Source organism: Parolsenella catena (assembly GCF_003966955.1).
GTDB classification, from domain to species: domain Bacteria; phylum Actinomycetota; class Coriobacteriia; order Coriobacteriales; family Atopobiaceae; genus Parolsenella; species Parolsenella catena.
In genome coordinates this window covers 576,351-593,786 of record NZ_AP019367.1, presented here as the reverse complement: position 1 = coordinate 593,786, position 17,436 = coordinate 576,351, and the positions used below count along the sequence as shown (strand labels likewise).

Sequence of the window (17,436 nt, the reverse complement as noted above, 5' to 3'; positions counted from 1 at the left end):
GGTCGCAGGCTATCCTACCCCCGCGGGGCCGCGAGCAGCCGCACGCCGTGCTCGGTGTCCCGAACGTGCGTGCACGCGGGCTCGCGCAGCGCGAGCGCCGCCGCAAGCAGGTCTCCCGCGCAAGACGAGAGGTGCAGGGCCGCCGCAATGGCCCCAAGCAGCGGAAACCCGAGCGCACACGGCACCGCGAGAAGCACCGCGCTCAAGACGGCCGCGGGTCCCAGCAACACCACGACAAAGCGGCCGCGCGCCAGCACGAGGCCGGGACAGCCCGCATACAGCATGCCGGCGGCATGCCCGTAGCTCACGCGGACTCCCGGCCCTCCCATGAGGCGAAACAGCGCGCCGTGGATGAGCTCGTGGACGGGCAGCGCGGCCAGGCTCACGACGACGAGCGCGGCGAGCCACGCCGCGACGCCACCGCCGAGGAGCGCGTCCGCCTCGATAACGCCCGGAAGGGCGCCCAGGGCCACGAGCAGCGCGATGGGCGCAGCACCACCCGCAAGCAGCGCCGCGCTCCAGGCCGCGAGCCGGCCGCGCAGCGCCTCGTCCGCGAGAAAGTCGATGTCGAGCAGGGTCCTCATCGCGCGTGGCCCGGCGCCGGCGCGGCCACGTCAAGGCGAATCTCGTAGAGGTTCGTCCAGCCCGTGAGGTCGAGCCCCTCGTAGGGAAACCACACCGGCCGGTGCAGCGTGAAGCCCAGCTCGCGGTAGAGGCGGTTGGAGAGGCTCTGCGGCGAGGTGTTGATGCGCAGTGCCCGGCAGCCGCGCGCGATTCCCTCGCGCGCGTAGGACGCGAGCAGCGCCGTTGCCACGCCGCGACCGCGGGCGGCGGGGTCGGTCGCAAGCAGGTGGCACGTGAGCATCTCGCCAGGAGCAAGCGGCTCCCAGTCCGGCTCGACGCCAGGCAGGCCAAAGTCGCCGTCGAGCGACATCGCGCCGAGCACGGGCGCGCCCGGTCGCTCGCCTCCGCGCTCGAGGGCCACCCACGTGATGCCCTCGCGCAGGCGGCGGCTCACGTCGTCGGGCAGCGGCCAGAAGCCACGGCGCCAGCCGCACGTCTCGCGGCCGGGGGCGTCGCAGGCGTCGAGCAGGTGGCCATACATTGCCTGGATGGCGGGCTCGTCGGCAGCCACGGCGTGGCGCACGACGATGTCCTCGGGACCCGGCGCCACGTGAGCCCCCGCGGCGTCGACGCTCACGAGCGGGTTGTGGCGGCGGCGCGGTTCATGGGCGCGGATGTGCGCGAGGAGCTCCGCGGCGGCGTTGGCGGTCGCGCGCTCGGGCAGCGGTGCCGCGCTGAGGGCACGGGCGGGGGCCTTCTGCGCGATGGTGCCCGCAAGCGGGCCGGCAAGGTGCGCCTGCGTGACGCCCAGGCGGCTCATGGCCTCGAGCGCGCCCGCGGCACCCGGGACCTCGCCTCCCACGGTGACGACGCTACGGCCGCTGTCGAGCAGGGCGAACACGAGCTCGCCCGCGTCTTGCCCGGAGACGCCCGTGAGGACAACGGGCGCCGGCTCGTAGGTGACGCCGAACGGCGTGCCTGGCTCATCGGCCACGCCCTCGGGCGCCCAGACGGCCGCGGCCAGCGGCGCCGCCCCCGGCACATCGATGGTTTCCTCGCACGTTGGAGCCCTCATGCCGCCTCCCCTGCCGGCCGCCCTGTCTTTCTCGCCCAGCATAGCCGAAGCGAAGGCGCCGTTCGCGGGCAGAGCCCATCCGTTTGCCGACCGGACACGGGGCGCGGGCGCGGGTCGTAGGGCCACGAACTTGGCTGTCAGGTTCCTGTTTGGCGGAGTCGGGATTCTCGTCAGGTCCATGTGCGACCATCCGACGCAGCCAAAACCGCGGAGGCAGCCATGCACGCTCCCCTGATCTTGTCGCACGAGACGGCGCTGCTCTACCACCGCGCCGCCCGCCTCGCCCAGGCGCGCGGACGCGAGCTGAGGTTAGGCGACGCCCGCGCAAGTGCCCCGGCACACGCACGAACGATCGCACGCCAGCTTGGCCTCGTCACCCCGTTAGACGTCATCGGAACGTCATCGCGGTCAAAGTCCCTGAGCGTGCACGCGGCACGAGGCGGTATTCCGAGCAGCCAGCTCGCACCCATCGCGGCGGACGTCCTCGCCTGCTCTCCGCAACTCGCCCTTTGCCAGATTGCCGGATCATGTGGCTCCACGGCTCTCGGCCTCTACGCATTTGAGGCTACGGGCACCTTTGCAATAGACAAGAGCGCACAGGCCGGGTTCGAGAACGACCTCGCGCCCCTCACCAGCACGTCTGAGATTCTCGAATGCCTTGGGCAGCTCGAGCATGGCGCAGACAGCCGGTGGGTGCGCGAGCTCAGACGCCTTCTCGGCTATCTCACGGACGGTGCTACCTCACCCGCCGAGGCAAAGCTGGCGCTCGCCATTGGCTCCCCTCGCTCGATGGGAGGGCAGGGACTGCCAAGACCCGAGCTAAACATCGATATCCCGCTCGGCCACAAGCTCGCCATGCTCACGGACAAGCAAAGCGTGAGGCCAGACCTCCTCTGGCACGAATGGGGGCTTGCTCTTGACTATCTCGGCCAAATCCACGCAGACCCAAGAAGGATGGAGCAGGACGTCGGTCGCGACAACGCCATCTCGGCGCTCGGCCTTCATCACATTCGGGTGACAAAGCTCCAGCTACAGCGCCCTGATCTCTATCGCGGCCTCATGGACGAACTCAGGATGCGACTTGGAGCGCGGCAGCACATGCCCACGCCCAAGGTCATGGCAAAGCAGGAGTCGCTTCGCCATCTCTTGTTTGGAACGGCGAGAGACGATGGATTCGGGCCGATCATCTTCTGAGCGACTGAGCAGCTCGGCGACCAAACGCGCCCCGATGTACAAAACGGACTCAGATCGTAGGGTTTAATCGCCATGTCTCGCCGCAACTGAGTCGCAACTGATAAAACCCGAGATAAATTCGGCTTCCGTAATCAAGAGACAGACGATTTGCGCACGTTTTGCACATCGGGGTCGAGAATGTCGTCGCGAGGCGAGGCCGATGGGTCGAGAATGTCGTCGCGAGGCAAGGCCGATGGGACGAGAACGGCGGCGCGCGGGGATATGGGTGGCAGCGCCCACGCCCGCAACGGCGCACAAGAAAGGCGCCCGCGTGAGGGCGGGCGCCGGAGCGGTTACTTCTTGTACTGGCTCTCGTGCTTGCGGAAGAAGTCGAAGCGCGGGGGCAGCTCCACGATCGCGTGCTCATCGGGGTTCTCGCCCAGCGCAAAGGCAAGCTCGCGCGGCGTGGCGAGCGCGTGCTCCCAGCTGAAGAAGTCGTGCGCCGCAAAGCCCATGTGCTCGGCCACGAGCTCGCAGCCCGCGGGCACGGCAGGGTGCATGAGCAGCGCCGTCGTGCGCAGCGCGGCGAACGCGTCGGCGAGGGCGGCAACGTAGGCGTCCGCGTCATCGCCGGCGGCCTTGCTCGCGCCGTCCCAGCGCTTGTTGGCCGCACGGCAGAACTCCTCCACGCCGGCAAGCGCACCGTGGAAGTCAAGGTCGTGCACCGCGCGCTCGAACTCGAGCGTCACGCGGCGGCACTCCTCGGCCACCTCGGCGCTCGCCTCGACGGCCGGCAGCTTGCCGCCGCAGGCCTTCGCGGCGCCGTAGAAGCAGCTGCGCGCCAGGCGGTTGAAGATGTTCGTGAGAAACGCGCTCTCCTTGAGGGCCGGGTCCACCACGCGCGGGTCGTCCTTGACGAGGACCTCCTCGCCCGTCTTCTTGTCCTTGTGACTCACGCTCGTGTCATAGGGCTTGGGCGAGAAGCTCACGGCCTTGGCGTCCAGCGCCAGGCTCAGCCAGTGGGCGCGCAGCTGCTCGGGCGTGTAGTGGTCGAGCAGCTCGGCGGCCATCGGCGGCTTGATGGCGCCGGAGCTCGAGGCCTTCTTGTTCATGAACAGCACGTGGTAGTTGGCCACGGGCGTGGTCTGCTTGAGGCCCCAGCCCATCGCCTCCCACATCGCGGGCTGCGCCACGCAGTAGAAGTAGATGTTGTCCTGGCCGATGAACTGGAAGACCTGCGAGTCGTCCGCGCACCACCAGTCGCGCCAGTCCGTGGAGGAGTAGCGCCCCTCCTCGGAGGTGGCGAGCGCCGTCTGCGAGAAGGAGATGGGCGCCCACAGGCTCTCGGGCCAGCACCAGACCGTGAGGCCGGAGACACCCTCGAGCTCGGGGGCGGCCACGCCCCAGTCGATGTTGCCCGTGATGCGGAACGGCAGCAGGCACTTGCCCGTGCGGAAGCGAACGTGGGCGGCCTCGAGCACCTCGCGTGCCTCGTCGCGGGCCTCCCAGTCCGCGAACTCCACCGAGAAGCTCGCCTGGTTTCCCTGCGGCTCGTGCACCGTGTGGGCGGGGAGCTTCTCCGCGGTGGCGTCGAAGGACTCGCGCAGCTCGTTCTTGATGTAGATGACCGGGGCCACGAGGCTCTCGCGCACCGTCTTGGTCACCACGCCGCGCACCTGCGGGTCCGCGTCCCACTCGTCCATGAGCTCGTCGAGGGCGTCGCGGAAGGCGGGCAGGTCGAAGTACCAGTTGTCGCACGGGCGCAGCTCGGGCTTGGTGCCCGTGAGCTGCGAGACGGGGTTGATGAGCTCCTCGGGGTCGAACTGGTGGCCCAGGTCGCACTCGTCCGCGTAGGCCTTCTCGGACTTGCAGCCGCGCACCGGGCAGTGGCCGATGACCTGGCGGCCGTTGAGGAACGTCTGGGCCTGCGTGTCATAGAACTGCAGCGTGGAGCGCTTCTTGAGCACGCCGCGCTCGTAGAGGCGGCGGATCCACTCGTCCGTGAGCTTGGCGTGGAAGGTGCGCGCGGGCTCCAGGCCCGAACCGGAGTAGATGTCGAGCGAGATCTCGTAGGCGTCGAGCGCCGCCTTCTGGTTGTCGTGGTGGCCGCGCACGTAGTCGGTGATGGTGCCGGAGAACTCGCCGGCCTCCGTGAGCTTGCGGTAGCCCTCCATGATGGGCGAGCCAAAGCAGTCCGTGCCCGAGACGAACAGGACGTTCTGCTCGCCGATGCGGTCACGCAGGAAGCGGGCGAAGAAGTCGGCCGGGACGAACACGCCGGCGATGTGGCCGAAGTGCAGGTTCTTGTTGCCATACGGCATGCCGGCCGTCACGACGGCGCGCGCCGGGAAGTGCGGGCGGGAGGATGCGGTTGCTTCAGTTGCCATGCGAGCCTCTCTCGATTGAGCGTCAACCCGCCTATTCTCGCACTTCTCGGCCGCGGGCGCACGCAGCGGACGCGGCGCGGCCACGGGCGTCCCGCAGGCATCCCAAAGGTCTCTGACACCTTGGGGAACACCTTGGGGACCTACTGCCCAGGGAAGCGGACGCAGACCGTGGTGCCGTGGCCGGGCTCGCTGTCGAGGGTGAGCGCAGCGCCGTGCAGCGTGGCGGCGTGCTTCACGATGGCAAGTCCCAGGCCCGTGCCACCCGTCTCGCGCGAGCGGCTCTGCTCGCCGCGATAGAAGCGCTCGAACACCTTGGCCTGCTGCTCGGCGGGGATGCCGGAGCCCGAGTCTGCCACGACGAGCAGCGGGCACTCGTCCTCCAGCGACACCGAGACGTCAACCCAGCCGCCCTCGTGGTTGTAGCGGATCGCGTTGTCGCACAGGTTGTAGACGAGCTCGTCGAGCAGGCGCGGGTAGCCCTGAACGACGCACGCCTCGCCGGCGGCGGTGATGGAGACGCCCGTCTTCTCGGCCACGGGAGCCAGGCGCGTCGCCACCTCCCTTGCCACGTGCAGCAGGTTCACGGGCTCGGGTGCGCCGAGCAGGCTCGCGTCCCCCGAGCGCTCGGACTCGTCGAGCTTGGAGAGCGTGAGGATGTCGTTGACGAGCTCGGTCATGTGGTGGGCCTCGTCGTAGATGCGCCCGGCGAACTCCGGGACGTCCTCGGGCCTCGCGATGCCGTCACGGATGAGCTCCGAGGCACCCGAGATGGACGAGAGCGGCGTCTTGAGCTCGTGCGTCACGTTGGAGGTGAACTCGCGGCGCATGAGGTCGGCGCCGCGCAGCTCCTCGACCTGCTCGGAGATGCGCTCGACGAGCGGCTCGATCTCCACGTAGGTGACGGCAGCGTCAGGCTCTGCCGGGTCGATGGCGAGGATGGGAGAAACGAGGCGGTCTGCCACGAGGCGCGAGGCGGCCCAGCACACGGCGATGATGACGAGCACGACGGCGCACACGAGCAGCAGGTCGTGGCGCACGGCGGCCGCGGCGCCATCTCGGTCGACCGCCAGGCGCAAGACGTTGCCGTTGGCAAGGCGGATGGCGCGGTAGACGGACACGTAGCCGCTCGTCTCAGAGTCGCGCTCGGCAGAGCCGGTGCCGTCGGCGAGCGCCTCGGCGATCTCTGGGCGGTCGGCGTGGTTGGGCATGGAGGCCACGCTGTTCTGGTTGTCATAGAGCACGGTGCCGTCCGTGCCCACGAGCGTGACGCGCACGTCGCCGGAGTCAAAGGCCGTGAGGCGCATGACGTCCGTGTCGTCGCCGCGCAGCGACGCGCACACCACGCGGCACTCGCTCTCGAGCATGCGGCCGGCGTCATCGACCGTCACGGACTGGTAGATGAGCGAGGAGCACAGCAGCACGGCGATGGCCGCCACGGCCGCGATGGCCGAGAGCGCGATGAAGAAGCGCCGGGCAAGCGACGGCCTGCTCGGCGCCTTCTGGCGCTTCTCTTGCCCGCGGGTAGGATCCTGGTCGATGCCCTTCTCGGCCCCGGTCTGCTCGCTCATGCTAGCCCCTCAGTCTGTAGCCAACCCCTCGCACGGTCTCGATGAGGCCCGCGGCGTCCCCCAGCTTCTGGCGAAGCGTCTGGACGTGGACGTCGACCGTGCGGCTGCCGCCGTCGAAGTCCCAACCCCACACGCGCTGCAGTAGCGTCTCTCGGTTGAACACGACGCCCGGGCTCCTCATGAGAAACGATAGCAAATCGAACTCGCGCACCGTGAGATTAAGGGACACGCCGTCGGCGGACGCCTCGTGCCGGGACGGCGAGAGGCGAAGCGGCCCCGCCTCGAGCACGTCCGAGACGGGCTCGCGCGCGGCGGGCGCGGCCTTGGAGCGGCGCAGCAGCGCGCGCACGCGGCTCACCATCTCCATCATGCCAAAGGGCTTGGAGAGGTAGTCGTCCGCGCCGGCGTCGAGCGCCGTCACGGTGTCGAGCTCGGTGTCGCGGGCCGTGAGCATCATGACGGGCACGCTCGCCAGGCCGGGCGTCTGGCGGATGCGGTGCAGGATCGTGAGGCCGTCCGTGTCCGGGAGCATGATGTCGAGCAGTACGGCGTCGGGCACGCGCTCGGCGCACGCGCGGCGAAACGCCGCGTCGTCCGGCAGGCCACGCGCCTCGATGCCTGCCTGGGACAGGGCATAGACCGCCAGCTCGCGGATGTTCTTCTCGTCCTCGACGTAGTAGATCACGGGTTCGCTCCCAGACGCTGATGCCTCCACTTGGCGCCTACGCCTCCTCGGAGGGGATGACGTGGCCGCCAGGGGTAAGCATACGCTCGCCACGGGTGCGGAAGAACGTCCAATCGGAAACGTGCTGCGCCTTGTCGCCGATCCGCTCGAAGTACTTGGCCACCATGAGCAGCTCGGGCAGGCTCGCCGGCGACGGGTCGCCGGTGCGGATGAGCTCCACGACCCTGGCCTCCACCTGCGCGTAGGCGGCGTCAAGCTCGTCGTCTGCGTCGATGACGGCATGCGCGGCCGCCTCGTCGGAGCTGCAGAAGGCGGCCACCGCCCGCTCGACCATCCCGGCGGCGCGCTCGGCCATGGACCCGAAGCGCTCGCCCAGGCCGTCGAGGGCGCCCTCGGGCATCTCGGAGAAGATGAAGGCGACGTCGCGCGTCATGGAGTCGATCTGCGAGAGGTCGGAGACGATGCGGAACGACGCCGAGACGAAGCGCAGGTCCTCGCCCACGAGCGGCTGCTGCATGAGCATGATGTCGAGGCACAGGCCCTCGATCTGGCCGCGCAGGCGCTCGGCGGCCTTGCGACCCTCGAGGATGCCCGTCTCGGCACCGTGGTCGCCTGCCGCGGCGAGTCCGGCGGCGCGCGTGTCGGAGGCGGCCTTGTCGCCGAGGCGGCCAAGCAGCGCCGCCATGTCGTCGAGCTGCTTGAGGAACTTCGTGCGGGTAACCATCAGCTGAACCTCCCTGACAGGTATTCTTGCGTACGCCTCTCCCTGGGGTTCGAGAACAGCTCGCTGGTGGGGCCGGCCTCGATGAGCTCGCCCAGGTAGAAGAAGCAGGTCTTGTCGGCCACGCGCGTGGCCTGCTGCATGTTGTGCGTCACGACGACGAGCGTGTGCTGCTCGGCGAGCCTGCCCATGAGCTCCTCGACCACGAGCGTGGAGATGGGGTCGAGGGCGCTCGTGGGCTCGTCCATGAGCAGGATGTCGGGGTCCGTGGCTAGGGCGCGCGCGATGCACAGGCGCTGCTGCTGGCCGCCGGAGAGTCCCAGGCCGCTGCTGTCGAGCTTGTCTCTGACCTCGTCCCAGAGGGCCGCCTCGGTGAGGCAGCGCTCCACGAGCTCGTCTGCCTGCGCGCGGCCGAGCTTGCCCATGCGGGCCGGCCCGTACAGCACGTTGTCGCGGATGCTCATCGGGAAGGGGTTGGGGTGCTGGAACACCATGCCCACGTGGACGCGCAGGGCGTTGGCGTCCATGGAGAAGACGTCGGTGCCGGCAAAGCGCACGGAACCCTCGGTGCGCACGCCCTGCACGAAGTCGCACATGCGGTTGAACGTGCGCAGCAGCGTCGACTTGCCGCAGCCCGAGGGGCCGATGAAGGCCGTGGCGCGCTGGGCGGGGATGTCGAGCGTGACGTGCCTGAGGGCCTGGAAGTCGCCGTACCAGAGGTTGAAGTCCTCCACGGTGAGCGCCGAGGGGGCATCCTGGAGGGTGCGATGGGCCCTCGTGTCAAAGTCCTTTGCCATCTGATCAGCCAAACCTTCCGCTCAGGTAGTCGGACAGACGCTGGTCCTTCGGCGCCATGAAGATCTGCCTCGTGGGGCCGGTCTCGACCATGTCTCCCATGTAGAAGAACGCCGTGTTGTCCGAGACGCGCGTGGCCTGCTCCATGTTGTGGGTCACGATGGCCACGCAGATGCCCGAGTCCGCGATGGAGCGGATCGTCTGCTCCACGGTGAACGTGGAGATGGGGTCGAGCGCGGAGCACGGCTCGTCGAACAGCACGACGTCGGGGCTCATCGCGAGCGTGCGCGCGATGCACAGGCGCTGCTGCTGGCCGCCGGACAGGGACAGGCCGCTGCGGTCGAGCTTGTCCTTGACCTCGTCCCAGAGGGCCGCCTGGCGAAGCGAGCGCTCCACGAGCTCGTCGGCCTGCTCGCGCGAGCCCGCCATGCCGTGGCGGCGCGGGGCGAACAGGATGTTCTCGCGGATGGACTTGCGGAAGGGCGTGGGCTGCTGGAACACCATGCCGATGGAGCGGCGCAGCTCGAAGAGGTTCTCCTCGCGCGTGTTGACGTTGCGGCCGTGGTAGATGATCTGGCCGTTGACGTCGCAGGCGCGGATCTCTCGGTTCATGAGGTTGAGGCAGCGCAGGAAGGTCGACTTGCCGCAGCCCGAGGGGCCGATGAGCGCCGTGACGGTGCCGGCGTCGAAGGAGAGGCTCGTGGGGTGCAGGGCCTCCTTGACGTGGTTGTAGCGCACGGTGACGTCACGCGTCGCGAGCGCGTGCTCGCCGGACGCTGCCGCGGCGGGCGGCGCCTGCCGGTTCAGGGTCTCACTCATTCGCTCGTCAGCCTCCTCGCGAGCGCCTGTCCGGCAACGCGGGCGAGCACGTTGAACAGCAGCACGCAGATGATGAGCACCGCGGCCGTGCCCCACACGATCTCGTCGTTGCCGGGGGTGGGCTCCATCTTGAGCTTCCAGATGTGCACGGCGAGGGTCTCGGCCGGGCGGAAGATGTTCCAGGGGCTCCTGGGACTCGTGATGGCGGCGGCGAAGTTGATGCGCGCGGCGGCCGAGCCCGAGGTGAAGATGAGCGCGGCGGCCTCGCCGAACACGCGGCCGGCGGAGATGACCACGCCGGTGACGATGGCGGGCATGGCGGCCGGGAGCAGCACGTTTATCGTGGTCTCCCAGCGCGTGAGGCCCATGGCCAGGGCGGCGTCGCGCTGCGACTGCGGGACGTCGGCGAGCGCCTGCTGGATGACGCGCACCAGGATGGGGATGTTGAACATCGTGAGCGCCAGGGCGCCGGCGATGATCGAGATGCCCCAGCCAAGCACCACGACGAAGAACAGGCTGCCGAACATGCCCACGACGATGGACGGCAGGCTCGAGAGCGTCTCGATGGCCGTGGAGGCGGCCGAGGTGATCCAGTTGTCGGGCGCGTACTCCACGAAAAAGATCGCGGCGCCCAGGCTGATGGGCAGGCTGATGGCGAGCGTGATGACCAGCATGTAGAACGAGTCGAACAGCTGCGTGGCGATGCCGGGCAGGGTCTTGTCGGCCGAGTCGTTCACGAGAAAGCCCGGCTGGAAGACCTTGCCAAGGCCGCGGAACAGGATGTAGGCCACGATGGCGGCCAGAAGCAGCAGCACGAGGCCGGCGATGGCCGTGAGCACGCCCGTGGCGAGGCGGTCCTGGGCCCCGATGCGGCGAGCGTGCGCGTCGAGGTCGATGCCCGCGCGGGCCTGCGCGGGCGCGGCTCCCGCAGCGGCGGCGGGCTGGGCGGAGGCTCTATCCATTCCTCTTCGCTCCCCTCTTGCCGATGACGTGGATGATGACGATGAACAGCAGGCTCATGCCCATGAGCAGAAGGCCCAGGCTCCACAGCGCGTGGTACTCCACCGAGCCGGTCGTGGCGTTGGCAAGGCCGCTCGTGAGCGCGGTGGTGAGTGTGGCCGCCGGGTCGAGAAGCCCGCCGGGCATGGCCTTCTCGACGCCGCCGATGACCATCTGGACGGCGAGCGTCTCGCCGAAGGCGCGCGTCATGCCCAGGATGACGGCCGTCATGAGGCTGGGAAGTGCGCTCTTGAGCACGACGTGGCACACCGTCTGCCAGCGCGTGCAGCCGAGCGCGTAGCTGCCCTCGCGGTACTCGTTGGGCACCGCGGCCAGCGCGTCGATGGACAGCGTCGTGACCGTGGGCAGGATCATGACCGCGAGCACGATGGCGCCCGACAGGATGCCAGCGCCCGTGCCGGCGGCGTCGCCAAAGACCGCGCGCATCGCGGCGTTGACCACCGTGAGGCCGATGAGGCCGTAGACGACGCTCGGGATGCCCACGAGCAGCTCGATGAGCGGCTGGAACACGCGTCGGCCAAAGACCGGCTGCACCTCGACGACGAAGACGGCCGATCCCAGGGCGACGGGCAGGGCGAGCAGCGTCGAGAGGATCGTGACGGAGAACGAGCCCACGATGAGGGGCAGCGCGCCAAAGCGGCCGTCGGTGGGGATCCAGTTCTGCCCGGTGATGAAGCTGCCAAAGCCCACGCCATCGACGAAGAACGTGGTGAGGCCCTGCTCGGCCACCATGACGATGAGCGTCACGACGACGAGCGCCACGAGGGCGACGCACGCGCCCGTGAGGCCAAGGCCGACGTTCTCGAGGCTGCGCTTTGGCATCAAGCGTTTAGCCATACGAGTCCTTTGCATGAGAGGTGCGGCGGCGCGCCCACGCGGGTGGCTGGCGCGCCGCCGCACAAAAGGGAGGAAGGGTCGCGTTGCCCTAGGCGGCGGAGATGGTGCCGGAGGCGTCCTTCTTGACCTTCATGCCGGTCAGGGGGATGAAGCCCTTCTCCTCGACGAGGCTGCCCTGGACGTCGTCGGAGAGCATGTAGTCGATGAACGCCTTCGTGACGTCGTCGGCGTCGGCGGCGGTGTACATGTGCTCGTAGGACCAGATCTTGAAGTCGCCAGACTCAACGTTCTCGGCCTTGGGCTCCACGCCGTCGACCTTCAGGGCCTTGAACTTGGCGTCATCGAAGTAGGAGAAGGCGAGGTAGGAGATGGCGCCGGCCGTCTGCTGGAGCTTCTCGACCACGGTGCCCGAGGAGTCCTCCTCGGCCACCGGCTTGAAGGAGTCGGGCACGGTGGCACCGGCGAGCACGGCGCTCTCGAAGGTGGCGCGGGTGCCGGAGCCGGCCTTGCGGTTGATGACCTGGATGGGGCCGGCGGTGCCGCCAACCTGGCTCCAGTCCGTGATCTGGCCGGTGAAGATGCCGCGGAGCTGCTCGGTGGTGAGGTCGTCGACGTCCACGTCGCTGTTCACGACCGGACCCATGCCCACGACGGCCACCTGGTTGTCCGTGAGCTTGGCGGCGTCTGCGGCGTCGAGCTTCTCCTCGGCGAAGATGTCGGAGCGGCCGATCTGGGCCTTGCCGTCCTTGACGTCGGACAGGCCCTGGCCGGAGCCGCCGCCGGAGATGGTGATGGTGACGTTGGCGTTGACGTCCATGAAGGCGTTGGCGGCGTCCTCGACGAGCGGCTGGAAGCTCGTGGCGCCCGAGCAGGTGATGGAGCCGGACAGGTCGGCGGCAGCGCTCGAGGCGGCGTCCGCGGTGCTGGCGGAGCCGGAGCCGCCGCAGCCAACGAGGCCGAGGCCGGCGAAGGCGGCGAGGCCACCGGACAGACCGAGGAACTGACGACGAGACATACCCTTGCTCATGGTTCTCCCTTGGTTGAGTGTTGCGAGCGGCGACGCCGCGGATGCCGAGTCTGGGGGGCGCGACGGCCCGCTCGCTTTCCATGGCCTGACTCTACGGGCCGTCCGCCGCGATTTTGGCCTCACCTGCCAGCCCTTACCCGGCCGTGACGCTCCCTTACCGGCCCGTGACGCGGGCTTACGGCGCGCTTACATTTGGAGCGCACGGGCAGTGGCCGCGTCGCCTTGTGGCCGGGCTCATCTGTTAGTCATTAGGTGCCATATGGTTAGGTTCCGATTAATTAGGTTCCATATGGTTAGGTACCTTGACTATTGCTCCCCCATGGGTCTAGGATGCTCGCGTAGCACATAAGAGAGGAGTCATATGACCGAGAGAGCCAACGGGGAGGCGAGCATGGAGGAGCCCACGTCACCGTCCGAGGACTCGGGGTTTGCCCCGTGCGGGCGCATCGAGTCACACCCGCGCGCGTCCACCGACGACCCGTTCCGCCCGCGGTGGATGGACATCGCCGACCCACGCGAGCGCCAGTGCGCCCACATCGTGGACATGCTCGGCTTCTGCGGCCACTACATGCACGTGAACGGCGGGGGCCGCTCCGGGCGCGCGCCCATCATCTGCGCGCTGCTCAAGCACGGCGACGCCATGCCCCAGCGCGAGCTCATGAACATGTTCGACCTCAAGGCCGGGTCGCTGTCCGAGGTGCTCACCAAGATCGAGCGCGACGGCTTCATCGAGCGCACACTCGACCCGCAGGACCGTCGCCAGCGCATCGTGCGCCTCACCGAGGCGGGCCACGAGCAGGCCGTCCTCGAGCAGCGCGGCCGAGAGCGGTTCCGCGCCGAGGCCCTCGCCTGCCTTGACGCAGACGAGCGCGCCCAGCTCGAGGACATGCTCCACCGCATCAAGCAACACTGGAAGCAGATCGAGCCAGACATGAAGGGAGACTGCGCATGCAGCAGGAACTAGACAGCAACGCGCGCACGGACAAGGACGAGAAGGTGAGCTACGCCGTCATCATGCGCCGCCTCATGGGCTCCATCCGTGACTACCGCGGCGTCACCATCGCCACGCCGCTGCTCGTGCTGGGCGAGGTCGTCTGCGAGATGGCCATCCCCTTCCTCACGGCAAACCTCATCGACCAGATCAAGGTGAGCGCCACGGTGCAGGAGCTGCTCCAGCCCGCGGCCGTCCTCGTGCTGCTCGCGCTGCTCTCGCTGGCCTTCGGCACGGGCGCCGGCATCACGTGCAGCCACGCGAGCTGCGGCTTTGCCAAGAACCTGCGTCGCGACATGTTCTACAACATCCAGCGCTTCAGCTTCGCCAACATCGACGAGTTTTCCTCGAGCTCGCTCGTGACGCGCCTCACCACCGACATCAACAACGTCCAGCAGGCGTTCATGATGATCGTGCGCATCGCCGTGCGAACCCCGCTGTGCCTCGTGTTCGCCTTCACCATGGCGGCCGTCATGGGAGGCGCGCTCGCGCTGGTCTACGCCGCGATCATCCCGGTGCTCGGCTTCGTCCTCTTCTACATCATCCACCTCGTGAGACCCATCTTCACGCGCGTGTTCCACAAGTACGACGCGCTCAACGAGTCCATCGAGGAGAACGTCACGGGCATGCGCGTGGTCAAGAGCTACGTGCGCGAGGACTACGAGAAGGACAAGTTCGCCCATGCCGCGCAGGACATCTGCGTGGACTTCACGCGCGCCGAGAAGCTCCTGGCGTTCAACAACCCCGCCATGATGTTCGCCGTCGACCTCACCTGGGTCGTCATCATCTACTTTGGCTCGCAGGTCATCATCACGAGCCACGGCACGCTGTTCGACGTGGGCCAGCTCTCCGCCATCTTCACGTACGGCTTCCAGATCCTCATGAGCCTCATGCAGCTGTCCATGATCTTCGTCATGGTCACGATGGCAGACGAGTCTGCCCGCCGCATCAGCGAGGTGCTCGAAGCCGAGCCCACGATCGGCGCGCCCGAGCAGGCCGTCACCGAGGTCGCCGACGGCTCCATCGACTTCGACCACGTGAGCTTCAAGTACTCCGCGCGCGCCGAGCGCCAGGCGCTCGCCGACGTTGACCTGCACGTCAGGAGCGGCGAGACCATCGGTATCATCGGCGGCACGGGCTCCTCTAAGTCCACGCTCGTGAACCTCGTGGCGCGCCTGTACGACGCCACCGAGGGCCGCGTGCGCGTGGGCGGCGTGGACGTGCGCGACTACGACCTCGAGGCCCTGCGCACCAACGTCGCCATGGTCCTTCAGAAGAACGTGCTGTTCAGCGGCACCATCGCCGAGAACCTGCGCTGGGGCGACGAGAACGCCACCGACGACGAGGTCCGCGAGGCAGCGCACCTTGCCTGCGCCGACGAGTTCGTCGACGGCTTCCCCGAGGGCTACGACACCTACATCGAGCAGGGCGGCTCCAACGTCTCCGGCGGCCAGAAGCAGCGCCTGTGCATCGCCCGAGCCCTGCTGCGCCACCCGAAGGTCCTCATCCTCGACGACTCCACGAGCGCCGTGGACACCAAGACCGACGCCAAGATCCGCGCCGGCCTGGCGACGTACCTTCCCCAGACCACGAAGATCATCATCGCCCAGCGCATCTCCTCGGTGCAGGACGCGGACCGCATCGTGGTGATGGAGGGCGGCCGCATCTCCGACGTGGGCACCCACGACGAGCTCATGCGCCGCTGCGCCATCTACCGCGAGACCTACACCTCGCAGAACAAGATGGGCACCGACGAGAGCGACGTCGAGGCCGAGGAGGCCGCACAAGACGATGCGGCAACCGCAGCGAACGCGGGCGCCGAGAAGGGAGGCGAGGCCGATGAGTAGCCAGCAGAAGAGGCCTCAGGCCAAGGCCGGCACCGCCGTCCGCCTCATCAAGACGCTGTTCTCGTTCTACCCCGTGCTTCTGCCCGCCGTCGTCGTGTGCCTGCTCGTGGCCGCCATGTCAAGCTCGTTTGGCTCGGTGTTCCTCCAGGGCGCGCTGCAGATCGTGACCGAGTTCGGCGAGTCCGGCAACTGGGCCGCCGCCCAGCCCGAGGTGTTCCGCCTCGTGGCGACGCTCGCGGCCGTCTACCTCGTGGGCGTGTGCGCCTCGCTGTTCTGGAACCGCGCCATGGCCATCATCACGCAGGGCTCGCTCGAGAAGCTGCGCGAGAAGCTCTTCAACCACATGCAGGACCTGCCCATCTCCTACTTCGACACGCACCAGCGCGGCGACGTGATGAGCCACTACACCAACGACATCGACGCCATCCGCCAGATGATCTCCCAGTCGCTGCCCAACCTGTTCCAGACCTGCGTCGTGCTCGTCACGGTGTTCGTCATCATGCTGTACTTCTCCGTGTGGATGTGCCTGGTCATCGTGGCCGGCGTGGCGTTCATGGTCTTCATGACCAAGGTGCTCGGCGGCAACTCCGCGCGCTTCTTCGTGGCGCAGCAGAGGGAGCTCGGTGTGGTCGAGGGCCAGGTCGAGGAGATCATGAACGGCCAGAAGGTCGTGAAGGCCTTCTGCCACGAGCAGGCCGCCGAGCGCGACTTCGACGCGTTCAACGAGCACCTCTTCGAGGTCTCCCAGAAGGCCAACATGTACGGCAACATCCTCATGCCCGTGCTCATGAACATCGGCAACCTCATCTACGTCGTCGTGGCGCTCGTGGGCGGACTCCTGCTCGCCCTCGGCACGCCAAACGTGTCGCTGTCCGGCATGGCGCTGTCCATCGCCGTGGTGGTGCCGTTCCTCAACATGACCAAGCAGTTCTGCGGCCAGATCGGCCAGATCTCCATGCAGATTAACGCCGTGGTCATGGGCCTTGCCGGCGCAGACCGCATCTTTGCGCTCATCGACGAGGCCCCCGAGGCCGACGAGGGCTACGTCACGCTCGTGAACCTTGGCGTGGAGAACGGCGAGCTCGTTGAGACCGAGAAGCGCACGGGCCTGTGGGGCTGGAAGCACCCGCACCACGACGGCACCATGACCTACACCCCGCTGCGCGGCGACGTGCGCATGGAGCACGTGGACTTTGGCTACACGCCCAACCATCAGGTGCTCTATGACGTCTCCGTCTACGCCAAGCCCGGCCAGAAGGTAGCCTTCGTGGGCGCCACGGGTGCCGGCAAGACCACGATCACCAACCTCATCAACCGCTTCTATGACATCGCCGACGGCAAGATCCGCTACGACGGCATCAACGTGAACAAGATCTGCAAGGCAGACCTGCGTCGCAGTCTCGGCGTGGTGCTGCAGGACGTCAACCTGTTCACCGGCACCGTCATGGACAACATCCGTTACGGCAAGCTCGACGCCACCGACGACGAGTGCATCGCCGCAGCCAAGCTCGCCGGCGCCGACGACTTCATTACCCGCTTGCCGGACGGCTACGCCACGATGCTCACGGGCAACGGCGCGCAGCTCTCCCAGGGCCAGCGCCAGCTCATCTCCATCGCCCGCGCCGCGGTGGCCGACCCGCCCGCGATGATCCTCGACGAGGCCACCTCGAGCATCGACACGCGCACCGAGGCCATCGTCCAGAAGGGCATGGACGCGCTCATGCAGGGCCGCACGACGTTCGTCATCGCGCACAGGCTCTCGACGGTGCGCAACTCCGACGTCATCATCTGCCTCGACCACGGACATGTGATCGAGCGCGGAAACCACGACGAGCTCATCGCCAAGAAGGGCTACTACTACCAGCTCTACACCGGCGCCTTCGAGCTGGAGTAGCACGGGGGGCAACGTCTTTCTCGGCGGGGAGCG

Annotated in this window: 15 protein-coding genes; 4 read left to right on the top strand and 11 right to left on the bottom strand. The window is 68.0% G+C overall.

The features are described from left to right. Positions 1 to 14 precede the first annotated feature (14 nt). Entirely contained in the window at positions 15 to 584 is a 570-nt protein-coding gene (locus Pcatena_RS02770) for a DUF3267 domain-containing protein (RefSeq protein WP_126421414.1), read from the bottom strand. After that, positions 581 to 1,639 (bottom strand): GNAT family N-acetyltransferase, encoded by a 1,059-nt coding sequence (locus tag Pcatena_RS02765; RefSeq protein WP_126421412.1) that lies wholly within the window; start codon positions 1,637 to 1,639, stop codon positions 581 to 583. The genes Pcatena_RS02770 and Pcatena_RS02765 overlap by 4 nt, the downstream gene beginning before the upstream one ends. A gap of 219 nt (positions 1,640 to 1,858) precedes the next feature. Here Pcatena_RS02765 and Pcatena_RS02760 point away from each other — a divergent pair, with 219 nt between their 5' ends. Beyond that, entirely contained in the window at positions 1,859 to 2,833 is a 975-nt protein-coding gene (locus Pcatena_RS02760; RefSeq protein WP_126421410.1) for a hypothetical protein, read from the top strand. Between the two features lie 332 nt (positions 2,834 to 3,165). Here the strand turns inward: Pcatena_RS02760 and Pcatena_RS02755 are convergent, their stop codons facing one another. The 9 genes from Pcatena_RS02755 to Pcatena_RS02715 all read right to left on the bottom strand — a co-directional run bounded on the left by Pcatena_RS02755 (position 3,166) and on the right by Pcatena_RS02715 (position 12,671). After that, positions 3,166 to 5,199 (bottom strand): class I tRNA ligase family protein, encoded by a 2,034-nt coding sequence (locus Pcatena_RS02755; RefSeq protein WP_126421408.1) that lies wholly within the window; start codon positions 5,197 to 5,199, stop codon positions 3,166 to 3,168. Positions 5,200 to 5,339: 140 nt separating this feature from the next. Continuing rightward, positions 5,340 to 6,767, bottom strand: a complete 1,428-nt coding sequence (locus Pcatena_RS02750; RefSeq protein ID WP_126421406.1) for a sensor histidine kinase — start codon at positions 6,765 to 6,767, stop codon at positions 5,340 to 5,342. Position 6,768: 1 nt separating this feature from the next. Continuing rightward, complete coding sequence (locus Pcatena_RS02745) at positions 6,769 to 7,452, bottom strand: response regulator transcription factor (RefSeq protein ID WP_126421404.1); 684 nt, start codon at positions 7,450 to 7,452, stop codon at positions 6,769 to 6,771. Between the two features lie 37 nt (positions 7,453 to 7,489). After that, complete coding sequence (locus Pcatena_RS02740) at positions 7,490 to 8,176, bottom strand: phosphate signaling complex PhoU family protein (RefSeq protein ID WP_126421402.1); 687 nt, start codon at positions 8,174 to 8,176, stop codon at positions 7,490 to 7,492. Beyond that, entirely contained in the window at positions 8,176 to 8,970 is a 795-nt protein-coding gene (gene pstB, locus Pcatena_RS02735) for a phosphate ABC transporter ATP-binding protein PstB (RefSeq protein ID WP_126421400.1), read from the bottom strand. Before pstB ends, Pcatena_RS02740 begins: the two co-directional genes overlap by 1 nt. Positions 8,971 to 8,974: 4 nt before the next feature. Beyond that, a complete protein-coding gene (locus Pcatena_RS02730; protein ID WP_126421398.1) occupies positions 8,975 to 9,787 on the bottom strand; it encodes a phosphate ABC transporter ATP-binding protein in 813 nt (270 codons plus the stop codon). Beyond that, positions 9,784 to 10,749 carry a phosphate ABC transporter permease PstA gene (gene pstA / locus Pcatena_RS02725; protein WP_126421396.1) on the bottom strand — a complete coding sequence of 322 codons (966 nt, stop codon included), beginning with the start codon at positions 10,747 to 10,749 and terminating at the stop codon, positions 9,784 to 9,786. The genes Pcatena_RS02730 and pstA overlap by 4 nt, the downstream gene beginning before the upstream one ends. Continuing rightward, complete coding sequence (pstC, locus tag Pcatena_RS02720) at positions 10,742 to 11,644, bottom strand: phosphate ABC transporter permease subunit PstC (protein ID WP_126421394.1); 903 nt, start codon at positions 11,642 to 11,644, stop codon at positions 10,742 to 10,744. The genes pstA and pstC overlap by 8 nt, the downstream gene beginning before the upstream one ends. An 88-nt stretch (positions 11,645 to 11,732) precedes the next feature. Continuing rightward, a complete protein-coding gene (locus tag Pcatena_RS02715; protein ID WP_198433411.1) occupies positions 11,733 to 12,671 on the bottom strand; it encodes a phosphate ABC transporter substrate-binding protein in 939 nt (312 codons plus the stop codon). Between the two features lie 361 nt (positions 12,672 to 13,032). Here Pcatena_RS02715 and Pcatena_RS02710 point away from each other — a divergent pair, with 361 nt between their 5' ends. From Pcatena_RS02710 to Pcatena_RS02700, 3 genes are all read left to right on the top strand, one after another. Then, positions 13,033 to 13,635, top strand: a complete 603-nt coding sequence (locus Pcatena_RS02710) for a MarR family winged helix-turn-helix transcriptional regulator (protein WP_232619886.1) — start codon at positions 13,033 to 13,035, stop codon at positions 13,633 to 13,635. 62 nt (positions 13,636 to 13,697) lie between these two features. After that, complete coding sequence (locus Pcatena_RS02705; RefSeq protein ID WP_232619910.1) at positions 13,698 to 15,509, top strand: ABC transporter ATP-binding protein; 1,812 nt, start codon at positions 13,698 to 13,700, stop codon at positions 15,507 to 15,509. Beyond that, positions 15,502 to 17,403 (top strand): ABC transporter ATP-binding protein, encoded by a 1,902-nt coding sequence (locus Pcatena_RS02700; RefSeq protein WP_126421392.1) that lies wholly within the window; start codon positions 15,502 to 15,504, stop codon positions 17,401 to 17,403. The genes Pcatena_RS02705 and Pcatena_RS02700 overlap by 8 nt, the downstream gene beginning before the upstream one ends. Positions 17,404 to 17,436 lie beyond the last annotated feature (33 nt).